The 20,520-nt window shown below is 60.6% G+C and carries 18 protein-coding genes and 1 pseudogene; 14 read left to right on the forward strand and 5 right to left on the reverse strand.

Features of this window, described 5'->3' with window-relative positions; translation table 11 throughout:
- The 3 genes from BQ8482_RS30185 to BQ8482_RS30195 form a co-directional block, all read left to right on the forward strand.
- Positions 1–1,198: Ig-like domain-containing protein (locus tag BQ8482_RS30185; RefSeq protein WP_208867883.1), on the forward strand; the 1,198-nt coding region annotated here is incomplete at its 5' end.
- A gap of 14 nt (positions 1,199–1,212) precedes the next feature.
- The gene (locus BQ8482_RS30190; protein ID WP_123150933.1) at positions 1,213–2,943 is read left to right on the forward strand and encodes a type I secretion system permease/ATPase; all 1,731 of its coding nucleotides are present in this window, start codon (positions 1,213–1,215) and stop codon (positions 2,941–2,943) included.
- Positions 2,936–4,246: an HlyD family type I secretion periplasmic adaptor subunit gene (locus BQ8482_RS30195; RefSeq protein WP_123150934.1), complete on the forward strand. Its 1,311-nt coding sequence runs from the start codon at positions 2,936–2,938 to the stop codon at positions 4,244–4,246. Before BQ8482_RS30190 ends, BQ8482_RS30195 begins: the two co-directional genes overlap by 8 nt.
- Before the next feature lie 108 nt (positions 4,247–4,354).
- Here the strand turns inward: BQ8482_RS30195 and BQ8482_RS30200 are convergent, their stop codons facing one another.
- Positions 4,355–5,104 (reverse strand): glucose 1-dehydrogenase, encoded by a 750-nt coding sequence (locus tag BQ8482_RS30200; RefSeq protein WP_123150935.1) that lies wholly within the window; start codon positions 5,102–5,104, stop codon positions 4,355–4,357.
- Positions 5,105–5,690: 586 nt separating this feature from the next.
- Between BQ8482_RS30200 and BQ8482_RS30210 the strand changes: the two genes are divergently transcribed.
- The 6 genes from BQ8482_RS30210 to BQ8482_RS30235 all read left to right on the forward strand — a co-directional run bounded on the left by BQ8482_RS30210 (position 5,691) and on the right by BQ8482_RS30235 (position 10,984).
- Complete coding sequence (locus BQ8482_RS30210) at positions 5,691–7,157, forward strand: FAD-binding oxidoreductase (protein WP_244603042.1); 1,467 nt, start codon at positions 5,691–5,693, stop codon at positions 7,155–7,157.
- Between the two features lie 11 nt (positions 7,158–7,168).
- Positions 7,169–7,900 (forward strand): FadR/GntR family transcriptional regulator, encoded by a 732-nt coding sequence (locus BQ8482_RS30215; RefSeq protein WP_123150936.1) that lies wholly within the window; start codon positions 7,169–7,171, stop codon positions 7,898–7,900.
- Positions 7,901–7,902: 2 nt separating this feature from the next.
- Positions 7,903–8,340 carry a VOC family protein gene (locus BQ8482_RS30220; RefSeq protein ID WP_425294150.1) on the forward strand — a complete coding sequence of 146 codons (438 nt, stop codon included), beginning with the start codon at positions 7,903–7,905 and terminating at the stop codon, positions 8,338–8,340.
- 66 nt (positions 8,341–8,406) lie between these two features.
- Positions 8,407–9,453, forward strand: coding sequence for an ABC transporter substrate-binding protein (locus BQ8482_RS30225; protein WP_123150938.1), 1,047 nt, complete (start codon positions 8,407–8,409; stop codon positions 9,451–9,453).
- Positions 9,453–10,229, forward strand: a complete 777-nt coding sequence (locus BQ8482_RS30230; RefSeq protein ID WP_208867884.1) for an ABC transporter ATP-binding protein — start codon at positions 9,453–9,455, stop codon at positions 10,227–10,229. Before BQ8482_RS30225 ends, BQ8482_RS30230 begins: the two co-directional genes overlap by 1 nt.
- Positions 10,226–10,984, forward strand: coding sequence for an ABC transporter permease (locus BQ8482_RS30235; RefSeq protein ID WP_244603043.1), 759 nt, complete (start codon positions 10,226–10,228; stop codon positions 10,982–10,984). The genes BQ8482_RS30230 and BQ8482_RS30235 overlap by 4 nt, the downstream gene beginning before the upstream one ends.
- Here the strand turns inward: BQ8482_RS30235 and BQ8482_RS30240 are convergent.
- Positions 10,938–11,906: a LysR family transcriptional regulator gene (locus BQ8482_RS30240; RefSeq protein WP_123150941.1), complete on the reverse strand. Its 969-nt coding sequence runs from the start codon at positions 11,904–11,906 to the stop codon at positions 10,938–10,940. The two genes, BQ8482_RS30235 and BQ8482_RS30240, sit on opposite strands and share 47 nt — an antisense overlap.
- 116 nt (positions 11,907–12,022) lie before the next feature.
- Between BQ8482_RS30240 and BQ8482_RS30245 the strand changes: the two genes are divergently transcribed.
- The 4 genes from BQ8482_RS30245 (at position 12,023) to BQ8482_RS30260 (ending at position 16,559) form a co-directional block, all read left to right on the forward strand.
- Complete coding sequence (locus BQ8482_RS30245; protein ID WP_123150942.1) at positions 12,023–13,390, forward strand: amidohydrolase family protein; 1,368 nt, start codon at positions 12,023–12,025, stop codon at positions 13,388–13,390.
- Between the two features lie 98 nt (positions 13,391–13,488).
- A complete protein-coding gene (locus tag BQ8482_RS30250; RefSeq protein WP_123150943.1) occupies positions 13,489–15,045 on the forward strand; it encodes a serine hydrolase in 1,557 nt (518 codons plus the stop codon).
- Between the two features lie 106 nt (positions 15,046–15,151).
- Positions 15,152–15,571, forward strand: coding sequence for a DOPA 4,5-dioxygenase family protein (locus BQ8482_RS30255; RefSeq protein WP_123150955.1), 420 nt, complete (start codon positions 15,152–15,154; stop codon positions 15,569–15,571).
- 52 nt (positions 15,572–15,623) lie between these two features.
- Positions 15,624–16,559 (forward strand): hypothetical protein, encoded by a 936-nt coding sequence (locus BQ8482_RS30260; protein ID WP_123150944.1) that lies wholly within the window; start codon positions 15,624–15,626, stop codon positions 16,557–16,559.
- Positions 16,560–16,973: 414 nt separating this feature from the next.
- On the opposite strand, the gene BQ8482_RS30265 is transcribed toward BQ8482_RS30260, so the two are convergent.
- The 3 genes and pseudogenes from BQ8482_RS30265 to BQ8482_RS30275 form a co-directional block, all read right to left on the reverse strand.
- Complete coding sequence (locus BQ8482_RS30265; RefSeq protein WP_123150945.1) at positions 16,974–17,636, reverse strand: hypothetical protein; 663 nt, start codon at positions 17,634–17,636, stop codon at positions 16,974–16,976.
- A 280-nt stretch (positions 17,637–17,916) separates the two neighbouring features.
- Positions 17,917–18,549, reverse strand: a pseudogene (locus tag BQ8482_RS30270) (tyrosine-type recombinase/integrase).
- Positions 18,550–18,726: 177 nt separating this feature from the next.
- Positions 18,727–19,167, reverse strand: coding sequence for a lipid-binding SYLF domain-containing protein (locus tag BQ8482_RS30275; RefSeq protein ID WP_123150946.1), 441 nt, complete (start codon positions 19,165–19,167; stop codon positions 18,727–18,729).
- 510 nt (positions 19,168–19,677) lie between these two features.
- On the opposite strand from BQ8482_RS30275, the gene BQ8482_RS30280 reads away from it, so the two are divergent.
- Positions 19,678–20,493: a class I SAM-dependent methyltransferase gene (locus tag BQ8482_RS30280; protein WP_123150947.1), complete on the forward strand. Its 816-nt coding sequence runs from the start codon at positions 19,678–19,680 to the stop codon at positions 20,491–20,493.
- Positions 20,494–20,520 lie beyond the last annotated feature (27 nt).

Consider the following 20,520-nt stretch of genomic DNA (forward strand, 5'->3'; position numbering starts at 1 on the left):
CTACACGGTGACCTCGGGCGGCGTCACCGAGACCGCAACGGTCAACGTCACCGTCAACGCGGTAAATGCAGCGCCGGTGACCGTGAATGACAAGCTTGTTATATCCAATGGCACAACAGCAGTATTTTCTGCCGCTGTTCTTCTGGGCAATGATACGGACGGCGACTTGGATAAATTGCAAATAGTGTCTGTATCTGGGGCGAATGTTACGTACAACGCTGTCAGTCAAACCATAACGTACAATGCAGGCCCTCTATCGAACAATGCGGTCAATGCCGGATCCTTCACGTATCAGGTATCAGATGGAAACGGAGGCCTAACCACGGGCACTGTATCGATTGATACAGTCAACGGAGACAATGTAAATCTGCTAACTCAGTACGCAACCCCAGCGTCTTATCAGGCATCCTACATCGATAGCGGAAATGGCACTGACGTCGACGACGGTGGTCCCTCAATTGACATACTCATTGGAGGCGCTGGTACAGATACCCTTCGAGGCGGTGCCGGGAGCGACATACTTCGAGGCGGCGCCGGAAGTGATACAATCGATGGGCAAGGTGCCGGGACCGATATCGACCTCATCGATTTTTCAGACGGAACGGCAGGGCTCAATTTCACCTTGGTTCAGAGCGCGAGCAACACAGTTTTCAACGCTAGCGCCGCGAACCTTGGAACCGACACATACAAAAATATCGAAGGTGTGATCGGGACGAATTTTGCCGATACACTCACCGGGTCGGCTTTCAACGACGTGCTCATCGGCGGCGGCGGAAACGACACGATCAATGGTAACGCAGGAGCGGACCGTATCCAGGGTGGCCTCGGCAAGGACACCATGACCGGCGGCGCCAATGCGGATACTTTCGTTTTCCTTGCGCCGAATGAAATGCCGATTGGATCCGGCAACCGAGACGTGATCATCGATTTCAGCCAGGCGGAAAGCGACAAGATTGATTTGTCGACCGTCGACGCAAAGACACAGGGGGGATTTGTTGGCGATCAGGCATTTACTTTCGTCGCCAATGCGACTCCTGCAATCGATCCCGGAGTCCAGGCAAACAGCATCACTTGGTATCATGATACTGTCAACAATGTCACAATCATACACGGCGATGTAGACGGGAACACAACGGCCGATTTCGAGATCCAGCTTTCGGGCCTCGTTACTCTCACAGCCGACGATTTCCATCTGTGAAACGAGCACCGACGATGACCGGTCTCGGCCCGCTTAGGACGTTACGCCAGCAAGTGCGCAAGCCCATCTGCGCACTTGCCCTGTTCAGTTGCGTGGTCAATCTTCTACTGATGACCGGCCCTTTGTTCATGCTGCAGGTCTATGACCGAGTGCTTTCCAGCGGCAGTGTTCAAACGCTGGTAGCACTTGTAATCCTGGTCGTCGTGCTTTTCGCATTCATGGGGACGCTTGACGCAATGCGATCGCGCGTTCTTGCCCGCCTTGCCGGGCGCCTTGACGAAATTCTGCGTGGACCGGTCTTTTCTGCAGTTCAATCGGATGCGTGGCGGGGCGCGGGAAACGCCGGCCCGTCGATCCGCGATCTTGAGACAATTCGCAGTTGGATCTCCGGCCCGGGACCGGCGATGTTTTTCGATGCGCCGTTTGTGCCGCTTTATATCGGCGTGATTTTTCTGCTGCACATATGGCTCGGATGGTTCGCGGTGGGCGCTGCATCGGTGCTTGCTTGTTTTGCCGTTGCAAATGAATGGCTTACCCGCGGACCGCAACTCGCAGCTTCCACCGCCGCCGAGTCAGCCCAGCGCCTTGCAGAAGAAAGCCGGCGTCAGGCTGCGCCTGCCGTCGCGCTAGGCATGGAATCCAATCTGCGGTCGCTCTGGGAATTGAAGGTCGAAGAAGCGGTGCTTCTGTCGAACGGACTTTCCGACAGGCTCGGAACGCTGTCGGCGATGTCGAAAGCGACACGACTCCTGTCACAGTCGGGCGTACTGGCCATCGGGGCCTATCTAGCCATCGGCCAGGAAATCAGCGGCGGAGTGATGGTTGCCGCGTCCATACTGCTAGCGCGCGCGCTTTCACCTATCGAGCAGGCCATCGTCCATTGGCGTGGCGTGCTGGTGGTGGTGCGTTCGTCCCGCAGGGTCGCCCAGTTGCTCAATGCGACCCAAGTAACGGCGTCGGATCCAATGGAGCTTCCACCCCTCAATGGAACGGTGTCGGTTTCGGATGTTGTCTGTGTGGCTTCCTCACGGAAGGAACCGCTGCTTGCCGGTATCTCCTTCAAGGTGAACCCGGGTGACGGCCTTGGCATCATCGGACCCTCGGGCGCGGGCAAGACAACGCTTGCACACGCAATACTTGGGATTGCGCCTCTCGTCAGAGGCGAAATCCGGATAAGCGGTTCGACCCACGACCAGTGGAACCGCGATATACTCGGGCGCCAACTCGGCTATTTGCCGCAGGATGCGGTGTTGTTTCCAGGTTCGGTAGCCAGAAACATCTCGCGATTCGAGCCGAATGCAGATGCGAAGGCCGTTCTTCACGCCGCCAAGCTCGCCGGTGTTCACGAACTGATCTTATCATTCTCCAATGGATACGGGACCTTGGTCGGCCAGGGCGGCGTGGCGCTGTCCGCGGGAGAGCGCCAAAGAATCGCGCTGGCCCGCGCACTCTATGGTGATCCTGCACTTGTTGTTCTCGACGAGCCTAATTCGAACCTAGACGCCGAGGGCGACCAAGCCCTTTCGCAGGCGATCAAAGCGACGCGCGACCGCGGCGCAACAATCATTGTGATCGCCCACCGCCCAAGCGCAATCAATGCAGTCAACATGCTGCTTTATCTGCGCAGCGGCAAACAAGTCGCCTTCGGCCCGAAAGACGAGGTCCTTCGACAAGTCACCCGGGCGGTCGTACCGGAGCCGCACCAAGGTAACAATGTTACCGTGATGAGGGCCGGCAATGAGTGACGACCGCGAAAGCAATTTTTCTATTTCGCTCAGACGGACACAACGAGCCGGAATTGCGGTCGTAGCAACTCTCGTTCTCGTTCTCGGCGGCTGGGCCGCGACCGCAAGCATTTCGGGTGCGGTGATCGCGCCAGGCCAAATCGTTGTTCGCTCAAACGCGAAAAAGGTGCAGCATCTCGAGGGAGGAATTGTCCTTGAACTGAACGTGGAGAATGGCCAACGGGTGCATGCAGGCGATGCGATCATGAGGCTTGACCCATCTGAGCCCCGTGCGCGGCTGGCAATCATTATTGCACAGTTGGCCGAATTGGAAGCCGAACTAAAGAGACTCGAAGCGGAACGCGACGGACATTCCGTGTTGGAGTTTCCTTCAGAACTTGTAAAGTTGATGCCGAAATCTGAACTTGAGCGTATATTTGACAGTCAGCAAAAGCTTATTGCGTCGCGCTTGGAAGTTGTTGCAGGGAAAAAGCGTCAACTTGCTGAACAGGTCAATCAAATCAAAAATCAGATCAGCGGCATGGAAGCCCAACTCGAAGGCAGAAAACGGCAGCTGGCGATCGCGGCTGCGGAGCTCGAGACAATGCAGGGTCTGCTAAAGGATGGATTGGTTCAGAGAAACCGCGTCTTGGACCTTGAACGTGAAAAGGCAGACGTAGAGGGCGATATTGGCCGGCTCGTTGCCGAAATCGCGAAACTGAGAGGAGCTGTCAGCGAAGTGGGACTTAGAGCAATACAAGTCGACGACGACTGGCGCTCCGAAGTGCTGACTGCGATTGCGGAAGTAAGAACAAAGGTCGGATCACTTCGCGAGCAGCGCCAAGCTGCGCAGGAGCGCATTGACCGGATCGATGTAATCGCGCCGCAGTCGGGATTCGTGCATGAGCTAGCCATTCACACGGTCGGCGGAGTGGTCGGTCCGGGCGAGACGCTAATGCTCATTGTTCCAGAGTCGGATCCGCTGGTTCTCCGTGCACGGGTCCGTCCTCGTGACATCAACGCGATCTGGGTCGGCCAACCCGTGCGGGTCCGCCTGTTGTCATTTAATCAGAAAACCACGCCAGAGGTGAACGGACAGGTCGCTATGATCGGCGCAGACCTCTCGACTGATGCCCAGTCCCGTCTTCAGTTCTTCGAAGTCGACATTGTGCTCAATTCTGCTGACCTGGCGAGGCTAGATGCCCATGATCCGATCCGCCCCGGTATGCCTGCTGAGGCTTTCATTCAGTCGGGCGAGAAAACTGCCCTGGCTTATCTGCTCAACCCGTTGACTGAACAGGTCAACAAAGCCTTCAGAGAGTAGTGCAAGGGCGGCGATAGCGTCAAAGCTGACGCCGCAGGCGAAGTTCATCGTTTTCGTCGACTTCGTTGAGATTGCCCGGCCGAAATTTTCCTGAAGGCACTTCGCAGGTCAGAGGGAAACCGATAGCCCACCGTCAACGGCCAGTACATGTCCGTTGACGTAGGCGGCAGCGTCGGAGGCGAGAAACACCACGGCTCCGCCGAGCTCCTCAGGCTGGGCCCAGCGGCCCGCCGGGGTTCGTGTCTCGACCCATTTGGTGAAGGCCTCGTCGCTCATAAGTGCGGTGTTGAGCTCGGTGGCGAAGTAGCCGGGGGCAATCGCGTTAACGGTGATGCCGTGACGGCCCAGCTCAGCGGCAGTGGAGCGTGTCAGCCCGTGCAGGCCCGCCTTTGCAGCCACATAGGCGTGAATGGTGGGACGGCCAAGTATCGCTGCAACCGATCCGGTGTTTATTATGCGCCCGAACTTGTTTGGCAGCATCAGGCGCACCGCGTCGCGCATCATGCGGAAGCAAGCCGACAGATTGACAGCAATCACTTGGTTGAAATCCTCGTCCTGCCATTCGACCAACGGACTTCGATGCTGGATGCCGGCGTTGTTGACCAGAATATCGAGGCGGCCGTGGCGTTCGACGATTCCTTCGAGCGACGCCCTTGAGATCGCCGCGTCGGTGACATCGAACGGCAGGGCTTCGGCCCCGATCCTTTCGGCCGCCGCAGCGAGGGCGGCCGGATCGCGGGCATTGACGATCACTGTCGCGCCGTTTTCCGCAAGTGCCTTGGCCATGGCGAAGCCGAGACCACGCGAAGCACCCGTGACCAACGCGACACGGCCGTTGAGCGAGAACAATTCCGACATTGATATCCCCTACAAAAGGGCGGGAGTTTTCTCCCGTCCAATAGCGCTATTTGGCGATGCAGGTATCCGCTGTCTCCGGAGTGCAAATGTCAAGGCCGGTGTGGGTCGGGTCGCCCGGCGGAGCCTTGCCGTCCTTCATGTCCTTCAGCATCGTCTCTAGCCCATTTCGAACGGCCGCTGGCCGGCCTGGCCAAGCAAGAAACCTTCCTTCACAATCTTTTATTCGAAGGAGACCGGCATCCATTGTTGGAGGGGGGCAGGTGACCCCTGAGCAGATCGTCACTGCGCCGGCTTCGATTGGAACGAGCTTCGGTTCCGACTATCCAGGGTCAAAGCAGAGATGTCCCGCGGGTCTTGACCGACCGGCCTTTGAGGCGGCGAAGGATCTGAAACATGTTCAGGCCTATATAGAACAGTTCCAGGCAACCACGTTAAGCATTGGCCCCGGCCGGCTGTAAAAAATAGCATTTTTCGAGGGCGAACAGTTCAGGCGCGGGCGTGGATTGCGGGGTGGGCCGCGGAGTTCGGCGCCGAAGTGATGACGGCAACCGAAAGAATGGGACTTGCCATGTTGTAGGATGACCGTATGATCGGACCCATGACTACGGTTCATCCATCTCTTCAACGCGAAGCTTCCGGCGCAATTGTTGAGCTGCCCGCGCAGTTGGCGGGTGATGCGCGGATAGACGGACGGTCGCCACTGGCAGAGCGCTACCTCCTCGATTGGGGTCGCGACAGGCGCGGAAGTGCCCGCTTCATCGTGCGTCCAGGATCCGTGGCAGACGTCCAGGCGTTTGTGAGATGGTGCTCGCAGAGCGGTGTCGCTATTGTCGTGCAGGGTGGCAATACCGGACTTGCAGGTGGCGCCATTTCCGACAGTTCGGACTACGCAGTGCTGTCGCTTGAGCGTCTCAATCGGATACGCTGCGTCGATCCGCTGGACTTCACGCTGCAAGCTGACGCCGGTGCCGTGCTGCAGGACGTCAAGGACGCCGCTGAAGCATCCGACATGACCTTCCCTCTCGCGCTTGGTGCGCAGGGATCGTGCACGATCGGCGGCAATGTTGCGACCAACGCCGGCGGCATCAATGTGCTGCGGTACGGCATGACGCGTGATCTGGTGCTCGGGCTTGAGACGGTCCTGCCGGACGGCACGCTGTGGAACGGCATGAACGGGCTGCGCAAGGACAATCGCGGCTACAGCCTGAAGCAATTGATGATCGGTTCGGAAGGAACGCTCGGGGTCGTCACGGGCGTCGAAGTAAGGCTCTCGCCCCGGCCGACGCAGGTCGAGACCGCCTATGTCGGACTGGGCAGCTTCCGCCAGGCATGCGAACTGTTCCGGATGGCGCGGCATTTCTGCTCCGATCTTCTCAGCGCGTTTGAGGTCATCGGCGAGGAGTGCCTGCCGCTGGCCCATCTCATCGATCCGAACCTGCGCTCACCGTTGACACAACAATGTCCGGTTCATGCGATCGTCGAAGTCGCCTGTGGGCCAGGGATAGACGCCGGCGGACTTCTTGAAACCATGCTGGCGCGCGCCCTTGAGACCGACCTGATCAAGGACGGTGTCGTCGCGCAAAGCCGCTCCCAGGCCGCCGCATTCTGGGCCATCCGTGAGGGGCTGGTCGAAGGGCAGGCGCGGCGCGGCTTTCATGTCCGCACCGACCTTTCGGTTCGCCTCAGCGAAGTGCCGCAGCTGATCGAGCAAGCACGCGCGTGCATCGTGCGCGAGTGGCCAGGCTGGACTTCGCTGGCCTATGGCCACGCGGGCGACGGGAACATCCATTTCAACGTGCTGCCTCCCATAGGTTGCGATCCCGGCGAAGCGAGGACCGCAGGGCAGGCGGTTTTGACCAGTCTCTATGAAGTGGTCGGCGCGCTCGGCGGCTCGTTCAGTGCCGAGCATGGTGTGGGTCGCAGCCGCAGTCAGGTGTTCTGGGCCGGCCTGTCGCAACGCGAACGGCAGCTTCATACCGCGATCAAGGCAGCCTTCGATCCGGCAGGCCTGTTCAATCCCGCGTGTCTCATGCCTGATCCGGGCGATTTTTAAGGGAAAGCCGCATGAAACAGCGTTCGTCCATCATCGGCAGCGTGGAGGCGCTTCCGCATCGCGTCGCTTCGCATCTGAGCCGCGAGATCGAGGGCGGCGACATCATCCCGGGAGCCCGGCTTCCCACCGAAAGCCAGCTCGCCGACAAGTTCGGCGTCAGCCGCAATGTTGTCAGGGAAGCGATCGCGCAGCTTCGCGCCGATGGCATGATCGAGGCGCGTCAGGGGGTGGGCGCATTCGTCATGGCGCCGGAACAGCGGACGGCCATCCGGATCGACCGCGAAGCGCTAAAGGACCAGCGCAACCTGGAGCAGCTCTTCGAGCTGCGCAGCATTCTGGAGACCGAATCCGCCACACTCGCCGCGGCGCGCTGCGCATCCGATGATCTTGACGCAATCAAGGCTGCGCTGGACCGCATGGGCGGCGAGGAGCGCTGGGAGGATGGCAGCATCGAGGCCGATCTGCTTTTCCATCGGGCGATCGCCCGGGCCACCGGCAATAGCTACATCTACACCTTCATTTCCTTCGTCTGCGAGCAGATCCGCCAGTCGATCCACTATGCCCGCCTCACCAATCCGCTCCACGACCTGGTCGAGGTCAATGTCGCCGAGCACGTGCGAATCTACGACGCGCTCGCCGCGCATGATCCGCAGGCTGCCGGCGAGGCGATGCGCCGGCACATCGACGGCGCGGCAGCGCGGGTAGGCGTCGAACTCACCGCGAAGATCAATCGAGGCAAATGACCATGTCGCTCGGGCAGACCAAGGCAATCACCGACATATGCCTCCTCGTCGAGGATATCGACCGCACCATCGACTTCTATACGCAGAAGCTCGGCTACCGGATCAGACGCCGCGCCGAGGGCTTTGTCGATTTTCATTCCGAGCGTGTGACGCTCGCCGCATGGGAACTGGATCACATCAATCGCCACTGCGGCGTCTCGAATGTCCGTTCACCGAAGCATGCGCACAAGGCGTGCGTTGCCATGGAACTCGAAAGCGCCGGCGAGGTCGACTGGCTCTATACCGAACTGTCGGACAAGGGAGTGCCGTTCGTCGGGCCGCCCGGCGACTATGTCTGGAACGCGCGCTGCGCCTACTTCCACGACCCGGACGGGACGCTGTGGGAGCTCTACGCCTGGACCGGCGCCGGGCCGGGCGACTATCACGACACGCAAGTGTGATTGGATCGCGACGGCCTCGCAAGAAGGGCCGCGCCGCATGCAAACAGTCCAACAAGGAGCAAGAAGATGAGTGGGAACACATCGCAATGGAATCGCAGATCGATCCTGAAGGCCGGCGCCGCCGGCCTGGCGGCTTTCGGGCCGGGACTTCAGCTGTTTGGCGCCAGCGCCTCGGCAGCTGCCAAGCTCGTCGTCCAGTATGACTGGCTGATGTCGAACGGCCAGATCGGCGACGTGGCAGCCGTCGCCAATGGCTACTTCACAGAAGCCGGGCTCGAAGTCGAGTTCAGCCCCGGCGGACCGAACGCCGCCACCGTGCCGCCAGTGGTGTCCGGTGCCGCCCAGCTCGGCCAATTCTCGGAATCGCCTCAACTCTATGCCGCGCGGGCGAGCGGCGTCCCGGTGAAGATCATCGCCTGCGGCTATCGCACCGGGCCTTATGCGCTGACGTCGAAACCGGCGAAGCCGATCCGGTCGGCGGCGGACCTGAAGGGGATGCGGATCGGCACGCAGCCGACCGCGCGCTTCGCCATCGACGCGATGCTCGCGAAGAACGAGATCGATCCTTCCGAGGTCACCATCGTCAATGTCGGGTTCGACAAGGCGCCGCTGGTTCGTGGCGACGTGGATGCGATCGGCGGCTGGATCACCAACACGCAGGCGCTCAGCGTCGTCGGCGATGATCGCATCGATCTGCTGTTGTCGGAGCTGGGCCTGGCGTCCTATGCCGACGTCTACTTCGCGACCGACAGCGCCATCGAATCCGATTCCGCGACCCTGGCAAAATTCATCGGCGCGGTCGCCAAGGGGTGGGGCTGGGTCCACGCCAATCCCGAGCAGGCGGTCGACAAGCTCGTCGCGGCCTATCCCGAGATCGACGCAGGCTGGGAAAAGAAGACGATCCCCCTGGTGCTGAAACTGTCGTTCGACGACAACACGAAAAAGGATGGATGGGGCACGTTCGATCCTGCCTCGATCGAGAGCCAGATCGCGCTGCTTGACCAGATTGGCCAATACCCGAACGGCAGGCCGAAGGCCGAGGACGTCTATACGACGAAGATTCTCGAACTCAGTGCGGCTGAACGGCCGAAGCTCGGCGCGCCCGCCGCTTGATGGCCGCGCCGGCCATCGAAACCTCCGGGCTCGACGTCGGCTATCCCGGCCGGCCGTCGCCCGTGACGGTGATCTCCGGCCTCGAACTGACAGTCGAGGCCGGGACGTTGCTGTCGATCCTAGGGCCTTCGGGCTGCGGAAAGTCGACGTTTCTGCGGGTTGTCGCCGATCTGCTGGCGCCACTTGCGGGCACGATACGCGTGATGGGCGAAACGCCGTCGGCGGTACGCTCCGGCCGCGGCGTGGGCTTCGTCTTCCAGGACTCGACCCTTTTGCCGTGGCGCACGGCGCGCGAGAATGTACGGCTGCCGATCCAGGTGGGCCGCCGCAGCCTGTCGCGCATGATAGACGACCGGGCCGACGAACTGCTCGAACTCGTCGGCCTGTCGGCGCTCAGTGAGCGCCTGCCGCATCAGCTCTCCGGCGGACAACGCCAAAGGCTGGCGATCGCCCGGGCGCTGCTTGGCGAGCCACGCCTGCTTCTGATGGACGAGCCGTTTGGTGCGCTTGACGAGATCACCCGCGATCGCCTCAACGACGAACTGCTGAACCTTTGGCGGCGGACCGGAACGACAGTGCTGTTCGTCACGCATTCCATTGCCGAAGCCGTCTATCTCGGACAGCGCGTGATCGTGCTTGCCGCCCATCCCGGCCGGATTGTCGCCGACCACGACCTTCGTCCGCTGAAGGGGCCGGACAACAGATGCTCGCGCGAGGATCCGGCGATCGTCGCGGCAATGGCCAGGATGCGCTCCGCCCTTGGAGCGGCCTCGTGAACCGAGGCCCGCTTTCGCCGTTCGCACAAACCGTGCTGCCGATCGTCGGCGCCGGCTCGCTCGTTCTCGCATGGCAATTCCTGCTGCCGCTCGCCGGCGTGCCGGCATACATCGTTCCGACGCCGACCGCGATAGCGGGCGTGTTTGCCAGGAACGGATCGCTTCTCCTGTCGAACCTCTGGCCGACGGCCATCGAGGCGCTCTCCGGCTTCGTGCTCGGCAACCTCGCCGCAGTGCTGCTGGCGGTCGTCTTCGTGCACAGCCGTACGCTTCAGGCTGCCTATTTTCCGGTCGTGCTGTTCTTCAATACGATCCCGGTGCTTGCGCTGGCCCCGGTCGTCATCCTCATCTTCGGCCTCGGCATGCTGCCCAAGATCGTGATCGCGGCAGTGATCTGTTTCTTCCCGACGCTCATCAACATGATCCGGGGGCTGGAATCGGCGAGCCCCAGCGAGCACGAGCTGTTCCGCGTGCTGTCGGCGACGCGCTGGGAAATATTCTGGCGCCTGCGCCTGCCGCGCGCGCTGCCAATGCTTTTCGCCTCGCTGCGGATCGCCTCGGCGACCGCGGTGATCGGCGCGATCGTTGGCGAATGGATCGGCTCCGACAAAGGTCTCGGCGCGCTGATCATCCAGGCGACCTTCAACTATCAGTCCGACCGGCTCTACGCCGCCATCGTGCTCTCATCGCTTTTGTCGATCGGGTTCTTCATGACGGTCGTTGCCGCTGAGCGATGGTCCGTTCGCTACCGTTGACCTGCTGGCTCTCAGGGATAGGCTGAGTCAACTTGTCCATGGCAGAGGAGACGATCTCGGCCATCCTTACCGCGCTGGGATTGAGCGCCTTGGTGTCACGCACCGAAACGGAGAGCAGTTCGAAGACACGCGCGCCGGCGATCGGCGCGAAGTAAAGCTGGCCTGCCTTGACCTCGCTATAGACGTCGACCGACGTGAGCACTCCTACACCTGCTCCGCGCATCACCATCGACTTCAGCATTATGATGGAATTGGTCACGACCGCTTCTGCGGCCGGCCTGCGCGTGCGCCCCAGCATGGCGTCCACGATTGGCCGGATGCTCAGCGTGCCATCGGCAAGCACTAGAGGATATTCAAGGAGCGCGGAAAGCGGCACTTCCTGTTCCCGCGCCAGACGATGGCTCGGCGGCATGACGGCGCCGAGTTCCACCCGGATCTCGTGGACTATCTTCAAACCCGTGTCGCGCGGCATGTTGAAGGCGACCGCGAGATCGATCTCGTTGGAGAGGAGTTGGGCCGCGATCTCCGCCGTGCCGTCCACGACCGCCCGCATCGTAGCGTCCGGATGCTCCTGCTGCAGCTCGCCGAAAGCACGAGGCAGGAAGTCGGCGGCCAGGCATTCCATCACCCCGATCCGCACCAACTCTCCGTTCTGGCCCTTCAGGCCTTCCACGGAGGCGCGGGCGCGCTCGTAGTCGCGCTGCCAGGCACGGATTTGATCGACGAGGATCTTTCCCGCCTCGGTCAGCCGCATGCCGCGCGGAACGCGCTCGAACAGGAGCGTCCCAAGCTCAGCCTCCAGATTGAGGATCTGGCGGTTCACCGCCGAGGGGGCGGCATTGACGCGTTCCGCCGCCCTGCGGATTGATCCGTAGCGGGCCACCATTTCGAGCAGCCGCGCCGACTGCGTGATCAAGGGCATCCTGCGTTCCTTCCCGCCTGTTCTAATTATGCGCACACCATGCGCGAGTCTATGCGCTTGTCGTCATCGCGCGGAAAACTTAGCTTCGACAGCGGAACTGATAAGAAAGGGCGACAATGGAGCGGGATCTGATACTGGCCGCAGACACGGTGATCACGATGGACGCGGAGCGCCGCGTCATCGAGGATGGAGCAGTCGTCGTGCGTTCCGGCAGGATCGCCGCCGTCGGCCAGAGGTCGGAGATCGAGAAGGCTTATCCCCGCACAGAACTCCGCCGGCTCAGGAATCGCCTCCTCATGCCAGGTCTGGTCAACGCCCATTGCCACTCCGGCATTTTGAGGGGCACGGCCGAGGGGCTGCCGGTCTGGGATTGGCTGCGCATGTACATTGATCCGATGCACCGCGTGCTTCGGCCCCGCGAGGCAGAGGCCGCCTCGTGGCTCTGCTATGCGGAGGCCGTCCTCTCCGGCACAACCACCATCGTCGATATGTGGCGCTATATGGATGGCAGCGCGCGGGCGGCGGCCGCGATCGGCAACCGTTCCGTGCTGGTGCCTTACGTGGGCGCGCATCCCGACTATGATTATTTCGAGACGTTCGATTCCAATGAAAAGCTGCTTGAAGAGTGGCATCACGGCGCCGACGACCGTATCCACGTCTGGGTCGGCCTGGAGCACGCCTTCTACTCCACCGAAGCCGGATACAGGCGCGCCATTGATCTCGCGAAAAAGTTCGACACGGGCTTTCACACCCACAGCAACGAGGCGCAGGCGGAAATTGTCGAAATGGACCGCCGTTACCAGCAGCGCCCCATCGAGGTGCTGCGCCGCTTCGGCCTGTTCGAGCCCAAAAACGTGCTGCTTGCCCACTGCGTTTGGCTCGATGACGAGGAGATCGGCATCATCGCCACGCATGGCATCGGCGTGGCGCACAATCCGGTCAGCAACATGAAGCTCGCGAGCGGGACGGCGCCCGTGGAAAAACTGCTTGCCGCTGGCGTGGCGGTCGGGATCGGCACCGATGGCGAGAAGGAGAACAACAATCTCGACATGTTCGACGACATGAAATGCACCTCGCTGCTCGCCAAGCTGCACAAGCTCGACGCCTCGGCTCTCGACGCCTGGGATGTCCTGCGCATGGGCACGATCTCAGGCGCGAAGGCCATTGGCCTTGATCATGAGATCGGCTCTCTCGAGCCTGGCAAGAAGGCGGACATCATCGCAGTCAGGACCGACACGCCGCGCATGACGCCGCTGATGAGCGGCCCCTGGTTCAATCTGCACCACAACCTTGTTCATGCGGTGCGCGGCAGCGATGTCGACCTGACGATGGTGGACGGAAAGATCATCGTCGAGAACGGCGTCCTTCTCACCGCCGACATACAGGACCTGATCGCGGAGGTGCATGCAGTGGTCCCGGACCTGTTCGCCCGGCGGGCGGATTACCTGGCGGTAAACCGGAACGGCGCCGTTAGTCCTGTTTAACGGCAAGAACAGGGGAAGCGCGACCAGGCGAGGGTTGGTCTTTCCTGCGTCGGCCTGTAGTATGACCAGTGCTTGCAGGGGATAGGGGGAGCTCGAGCGTGGGGCTGGGTCGGAATTTCCGCCGTTGGGGGATGTGGGCCTTCATTGCCGTCATGGTGCTTTCGCCGCATGCGGCGTCGGCCGACACCATTACGCCTGAGCGGATCACTGCCGCCCTGTCGAAGCTCGAGGCGCTCGCCGAAGGCGTCGTCGCGGATGGTGGGGTGCCTGGTCTCGCCATTGGGGTCGTGCATGGCGACAAGGTGGTCTTCGTCAAGGGGTTCGGCCATCGCGAGGCCGGCAAGCCGGAGGCGGTCGACGCCGATACGGTGTTCCAGATCGCCTCCCTCTCCAAGCCGGTCTCCGCAACGATAGTGGCGGCGCTGGTCAGCGAGGGCATCGTTTCCTGGGATGCGAAAATCGTCGATCTCGATCCGGCGTTCCGGCTGTCCGAGCCCTATCCGACCAGTGAACTCACGGTCCGCGACCTGTTTTCGCACCGCAGCGGACTTCCCGGCACGGCCGGCGACGACCTTGAGGACATTGGCTATGACCGTGCGGAGATCCTGCGTCGCCTGCGGTTCGTGTCGCCGTCGTCGAGCTTTCGTGCCGGCTACTCCTACAGCAATTTCGGACTGACCGAGGGCGCCGTCGCGGCCGCGAAGCCGACGGGCAAGCCTTGGGAGGAGATCGCCGAGGAGAAGCTCTACCGTCCGCTTGGAATGGCTTCGACCAGCTCCCGTCATTCGGACTTCATCAAGCACGCCAATCGCGCTGCGCTCCACGTCAAGATCGACGGCGTCTGGGCCGCGAAGGTAAAGCGCGATCCGGATGCGCAGGCGCCTGCGGGCGGCGTCAGCTCTACAGTACGCGATCTCTCGCAATGGGTGCGCCTCGTACTCGGCAATGGTGTCTATGCCGGCGAGACACTCATTAAAGCCGACGCGCTGGACCAGACGCATGTTCCTCTGATGGCGCGCGGCAGGAACCCCGTCTCAGGCGGCCAGTCCTTCTACGGTCTCGGCTGGAATGTCGAATTCGGCCGGCACGGCCTGAGCTGGGGTCATGCCGGCGCCTTCAGCGTCGGCGCACGCACCCTGGTGACGCTCTTTCCGGAGGAGAAGCTTGGCATCGTCATCGTCGCCAATGCCTTTTCGACAGGTGTGCCGGAAGGGCTGTCCGAGAGCTTCGCCGATCTCATCTTTGACGGAAAGGTCGAGAAGGATTGGGTCAAGGCATGGGACGATACCTATGCGAGCCTGTTCGGCCCGGCGGTCGCGGCGGCCAAGGCCACCTATGCCGCGCCACCGTCTCCCGCAAGGCCAGCCGGGCCGGCCAGTGCCTATAAAGGGCGCTATTTCAACGACTTCATCGGCGATGCGGTTGTGTCGGGTGAGGGTGACGGCCTTGTGCTCAAGGTCGGACCGGGCGGCGCCCGGTCCTATTCACTGGAGCATTTCGACCGCGACATGTTCCTGACCTATCCGGACGCCGAGACGCCGGACGCGCCGTCCGGTGTAAGCTTTGTCCTCGGCCCCAACGGCAAGGCGTCGGCCATGACAGTGGAATTTCTCGACGGCAATCATCTCGGCACGCTCGCGCGCGTGGGTGACTAGGGTCAAAACCACGCTTGTCCAGTTATCCCCCGGCATCAATACTGCCTCGACAAGGTCGGCCTTCCATGCTTCGGGTCTGCCGGAATCATCGAAGGAGAGCATCAAGGTGAACGAAGACGCCGCCACTCCAAGGCCTCTCGCGGAGATCGCCAGCTATCACGCCCATATCTACTATGACGGGCCGGCCGAGCGGCAGCATGCCGAATGGCTGCGCCTTCGCATCGGCGAACGTTTCCGCGTGCGCCTGGGCAACTGGCGCGACGAGCCGGTTGGCCCGCATGAGCAGGCCATGTACCAGGTCTCGTTCGCCACCGGAGCTTTCGCTACCCTCGTTCCGTGGCTGATGCTGAACCACGGCGGCCTGAGCATCCTCGTCCACCCGAACACCACTAACCCCAAGCGCGACCATCTGGTCGACCCGATCTGGATAGGCCGCCCGCTGGGGGTGCACGGCGAGGTTCTCGGCGAGGAGGATGAGGCGGAAGAGGCGCTGGAGGTGAATACGGAGCCGACGCTGGGGGCATAGGGGAGGACGAATTATTGCTGGTGGCGGCCTTGGCCAAAGACAACTGTCCGCCTTGGGGCCGACAGCGGACGGTCTGCTTGATGGTAGGTTAAGCCGGAGATCAGACGAAAGCGTTCGAAGCTATACCGAACTTGGCAAGGATTATACCTACGCCTCGAAGGCCGAGGCTGAGATTTTTTGCCCTACCTGCGGAACCGTCCACGACAACTATTTCACGCACAAGTTCTCCATCCTCGACGACCGTGAAGCCTGCGCCCAATTCCTTCGCGACCAGCATGACCGCCTGGTCGTTGTTCGGAAGAGGGCAGAAAAGGTAGAGACGCGCCTTCACGACACTGACGCGCTTATCGAAAAGGTTTCGGGAACTCTTGCGGAGAAGGAAGGGGACCTGACGCTCAAAGAGGTTATCGAGAACGCCAGCGCAAACATGGCGAGAGGCCTTTTTGACTCGCAGCTCAACGACATCCGTGCGGAAGTCGATAAGAGGGCTGGTGAGATCGTTGAGATCGACGCCGAGGTGAAGAAGCTTGACGACAAGAAGCGCAGAAAGGAGATCGAGGCCTACTGCGCGCAGCTCATGATCGGCTTCCTGCGCACGCTCAATGTTCGCAAGATCGACCTCGACAGCGCGAGCAAAATCGTCCGCAAGGTCAACGACACGGGAAGCGACCAGCCCCGCGCAGTCCTCGCTTACCATCTCGCGCTTATGAAGACTGTCATTAGGTTTTCGTCTGCCCTCACGGCGCCCATGATCATCGATAGCCCGAACCAGCAGGACCAGGACACCACAAACGTGGCGGCGATGATTGCGCTCATCCTCAGCAGCCGTCCGGACAACGGGCAGACGATCCTGGGCACAGTGAGGCTTCACGATCAGGTGGTGGAAGACGGCGATGTGATCGAACTCGTCGACGAACTGTCGGCCTTGTCGCCGGATCAGTACCCCGGAATCCTTGATATCATAAATCCGTTCCTTGCCATGATGTAGCCCAGAGCCACGAGTCGGCTGACCCTACTTTGCTCCAATGCAGCCGCACTCTCGGCACCACGCAAAGTCAGCCTTCGGGAGGACATCATGGCTGACTGCCGACCGTCCAATCTGTCTGACTAACTGTCCGCTTCCAGGAGGAGAACGTCGGACTTGAGGCGCATTGCTGCTCGGCAGCCTAGGACCGACAGCGGACTACTCGCCTTTTCGGATTATGAGCCAAAAGCCGCCATTGGGTTCGAAGGTACAAATTGGTTTTCTCGCCTCTCCAGGCAGATATCGCCACCGGCCACATTGGGGTTCGCGGCTGCCCCCATGGTCAAGACTTCTCCGACCGTCTGCGCGACCGGCCGCCGAGGAGACATGCAACTGCGGCCGAGTTGCGATGGCACGAACGCGGAAGCGCGGTTCTTTTTACTTGCTTTTAGCGCGATACACATCGCCATCACGTGCGAAAAGCTCGACATCGCGACAATCAGGAGGCACTTTAACGGCGGCCATCCTTGCCAATAGGTACGGAACTCGAAACTCGTCCCTATTACGTTTTTGGATCTTATCCACGGCGTTCGAACTGACATAGTAATCGGAACAGGTGATGAAAGCTTGGAGATATCCACCCCATGCTGCCGCCGCTGCGTAGATTTTGTACTGTGAACTACCACGCGGTGCCGCATTGAGAAGACTTAGCATCTCGTCGCGGGGATTCGGGGTTCCAATATCGAAATCTAGAATTTGATAGGCAAGGTCATCACACTCTGTTCCCGGTACGCCGCCGCCTTTGGCGCTCCAAGTGGTTTGTGCGTTGGAGTAGTGTTTTTGTACTAGTGCGAGGTCCGAAGGACTAAGGCTCCAAGTCAGCTTTTTGTAATAATTTTCGAATGCCTTAATGTCTATGAGCGGAACCAAATCGCATTTGTCGTCAAATTCTTTGTGTAACGTCAGCGCGTTCATCATGCGGCCGAGTATGTCGGCGCGAACCAATGAATCTCGGCTGGCCACGTTGTGGTAGACCTCTTCGGCAAAACCGGTCGACGACGCGAGAGAAGCGAGAAGCGGCAACAAAGAGATGGGGCGCATTTTGAGACTCTTCACGTGAGCGTTGCCAATTTTTTCGGATTCAGCAGAACCTAACGAAGGACTGAGCTGAGAACAATGTGAGGACCGAGCCTGACCATTTTTCTTATCATGGCGCGCCGTTCCCGGTGATGGAGTGGGAACTGCGCCTGCTCAGCGCGAAAGGCCTGTTGGTCTCAATCGCGGCGATGTCCGGTTTCAGAGAACAGACCGATCTCACGTTATGACTTATATGCGGCGCGTACCTGTCCGGCTCCTCGTTGGTCGCAAGGAGCCGGGGTGGTTAAATTTCTGTCCCTTCCGCCAAAGTGAGTGCATCCTCGACGTCGACGCCAAGATAGCGCACCGTGTTCTCGATCTTGGTATGGCCGAGTAGGATTTGCACCGCTCGTAGGTTGCCGGTGGCTTTGTAAATGATGGACGCCTTGGTCCGCCGTAGCGAGTGCGTGCCGTATTCCTCCCGGCGCAGGCCGATGCCAGTCACCCACTCATCGACCAGTCGCGCATATTGCCGTGTGCTGAGATGATCGGCGTGATCGATGCGGCTCGGAAAGGCGTATTAGTCGATCGCGCCGCCACGCCGATCAAGCCATGCCAGAAGGCTGGCACGCGCATCATCCATCAACTCGAATTGGACCGGCCGACCCGTCTTTTGCTGAACGACGATCGCCCGGGTCCGGATTTGGCTGCCGCTGACCAATTCGCCGATTTTTATCTTTACGATATCGCAGCCCCTCAGCTTGCTATCGATCGCCAGATCGAAAAGTGCTCGGTCACGGACGCGACGGTGCTGATCGAGGAAGAAGCGAACGGCCCATACCTGACGTGGCTTCAACGCTCGTTTGGCTCCGATCTTGCGGCCAGCATTCCAAGCCCGACGTTCCTGCGAACCCGGATCATATTGTGACATACCCATGATCATTCTCCTTGGCCGACATCGGCCAGGGAGATTTTCCCGCCTTGCACCTACCGTCGGTTGCGGTTTTTTGGGCCGACAGTGGAACGGCCGCTTCCTAGATGGTAGCGCTGAAAGCCGACCTTTGTATTCAGCGTAGTGGGCCGACTGCAGGGACGACGAACGGAGCGACGGCCCCTACTTCACCGTGATGGCAATACCGCTGAGATCGGCGTTGACTTGCAGGCCTACCTGCTTGCCTGAGAGTTCGAGTTGGGCGCCCTTGTCATTGGTCATGACGATCACCTGGGCCCCTTTGCCGAGCGCGCCGCCACCGCCCGCCGCACCGTAGACCCCCGTCACATCTTGGACGCGGCGAATGTGGCGTACGGTACCATGGAAATAGGTCTTAGAAGCCCCGAAGGCGAGGCCGCCCGAGATGCCGCCGACAGAGATGGGATAGCGGCGACCATGGAAGGTCAGCGTGCCCTCGCCTCCAGAGCCACCCACAAAGAAGGCAGCCTTGTAGACTGAGAAGCGGATCGTACCGCTGTCGGCATGCGCGGAGCCGGCAAAGCTGATTCCTGCTGCAGCGACAACCGCAGCCGCGACTGAACGAAATCTGAACGAAATCTTCATGATGCGAGTCTCCTCAAGATCGAGGCTTACCCAGCCAGGAGGGCACGTCAGCGTCATGCCAAAGTCACAGCTGAACAGTCTCGCCCGTCATTAGTTCCAAGCACGCGGCCTGAATCCGGCTGCGAGAAGGCCGTCACGAAACGAGGCGGATGGCAACATAGTCTCGGTGGCAGGGCCGGTGGCAGCCAACGCTCGGCTGACTCAGGATTGCCTGCACGAGATCTAGAGCCACGAAAGCGAGGTGATGCGCAAAGCTGTAAACATTTAACAACCCACAACCTTTGACCGCGTTGCTGAGATGTGCTCGGAGGCTCGTCGCGACGCCAAGTACAGCGCGGTCAAAGGAGATGTCTGCTTCCGGGCAACGTCAAGATCGGCTTCTACGGCCGACATAGGCGCAAAGCGGTAATTGATGTGCCGGGCGCAGGGGTCGCCACGGTTCAGCCGCTGATCTTGACGTCGTCCGACCTTATGCGAAGCTGATATGGTCATTCGATCTGGGGGCAGTGAATGTCGTCATCGCATTATACGCATGGATCAAGTGAAGCCGAGCAGCAACGGCTGACGGCTTTAAACAAGCGTCTTAATCAACGATGTCTCGACGCTGCACAGCTGGTTGTTGGCGAGCGGGTCGTCGATTTCGGTGCTGGGTTAGGGCAGTTTTCGAGAATGATGGCGCGGGCCACCGGTGTTCCGGTCTTGGCTTTGGAGCGAAGCCCGGAGCAGATAGCGGAGGCGCTACGACAGGCTGACGCCGATGGGGATTTGGCATTTCTGGAGATGAGGCAGGGTGACGTGCTTGCTCCACTTCTTACCGATAACGAGCTTGGACAGTTCGACGTTGCTCATGCGCGGTTCGTTCTCGAGCACCTACCTGACCCGTTGCTGCTTGTTCGCAACATGGCCGGCGCAGTGCGACCGGGCGGACGGGTGATATTGTCAGATGACGACTATGATGGGCTGCGGCTCTGGCCCGAGCCACCGGGATTTGCCTCACTGTGGCATGCCTATCAGCGAACCTACGACCGACACGGCAATGATCCAATCATCGGACGTCGCCTTGTTCAATTGTTGCATCAGGCCGACTTGCGTCCACGACGTATCACATTTGTCTTTTTTGGCGGATGCGCCGGCGAGCCTGACTTTGAGGCAGTTGTCCGGAACATTGCGAGCATCATCGATGAAGCGATGGACGATATCGTCGCTATCGGATTGCCTCGCCAATCCGTCACTGCGACGCTCGACGCCCTGATTGATTGGAGCAAGGAGCCGGACTCGGCCGTCTGGTTTGGAATGTCTTGGGCTGAAGCCGTTCGACCGGTCTAGTCGATGGGCTCTTGTGGTTCGTTTTGC

Origin of the sequence: Mesorhizobium delmotii, assembly GCF_900149755.1 — a bacterium.
Lineage (GTDB): Bacteria > Pseudomonadota > Alphaproteobacteria > Rhizobiales > Rhizobiaceae > Mesorhizobium > Mesorhizobium delmotii.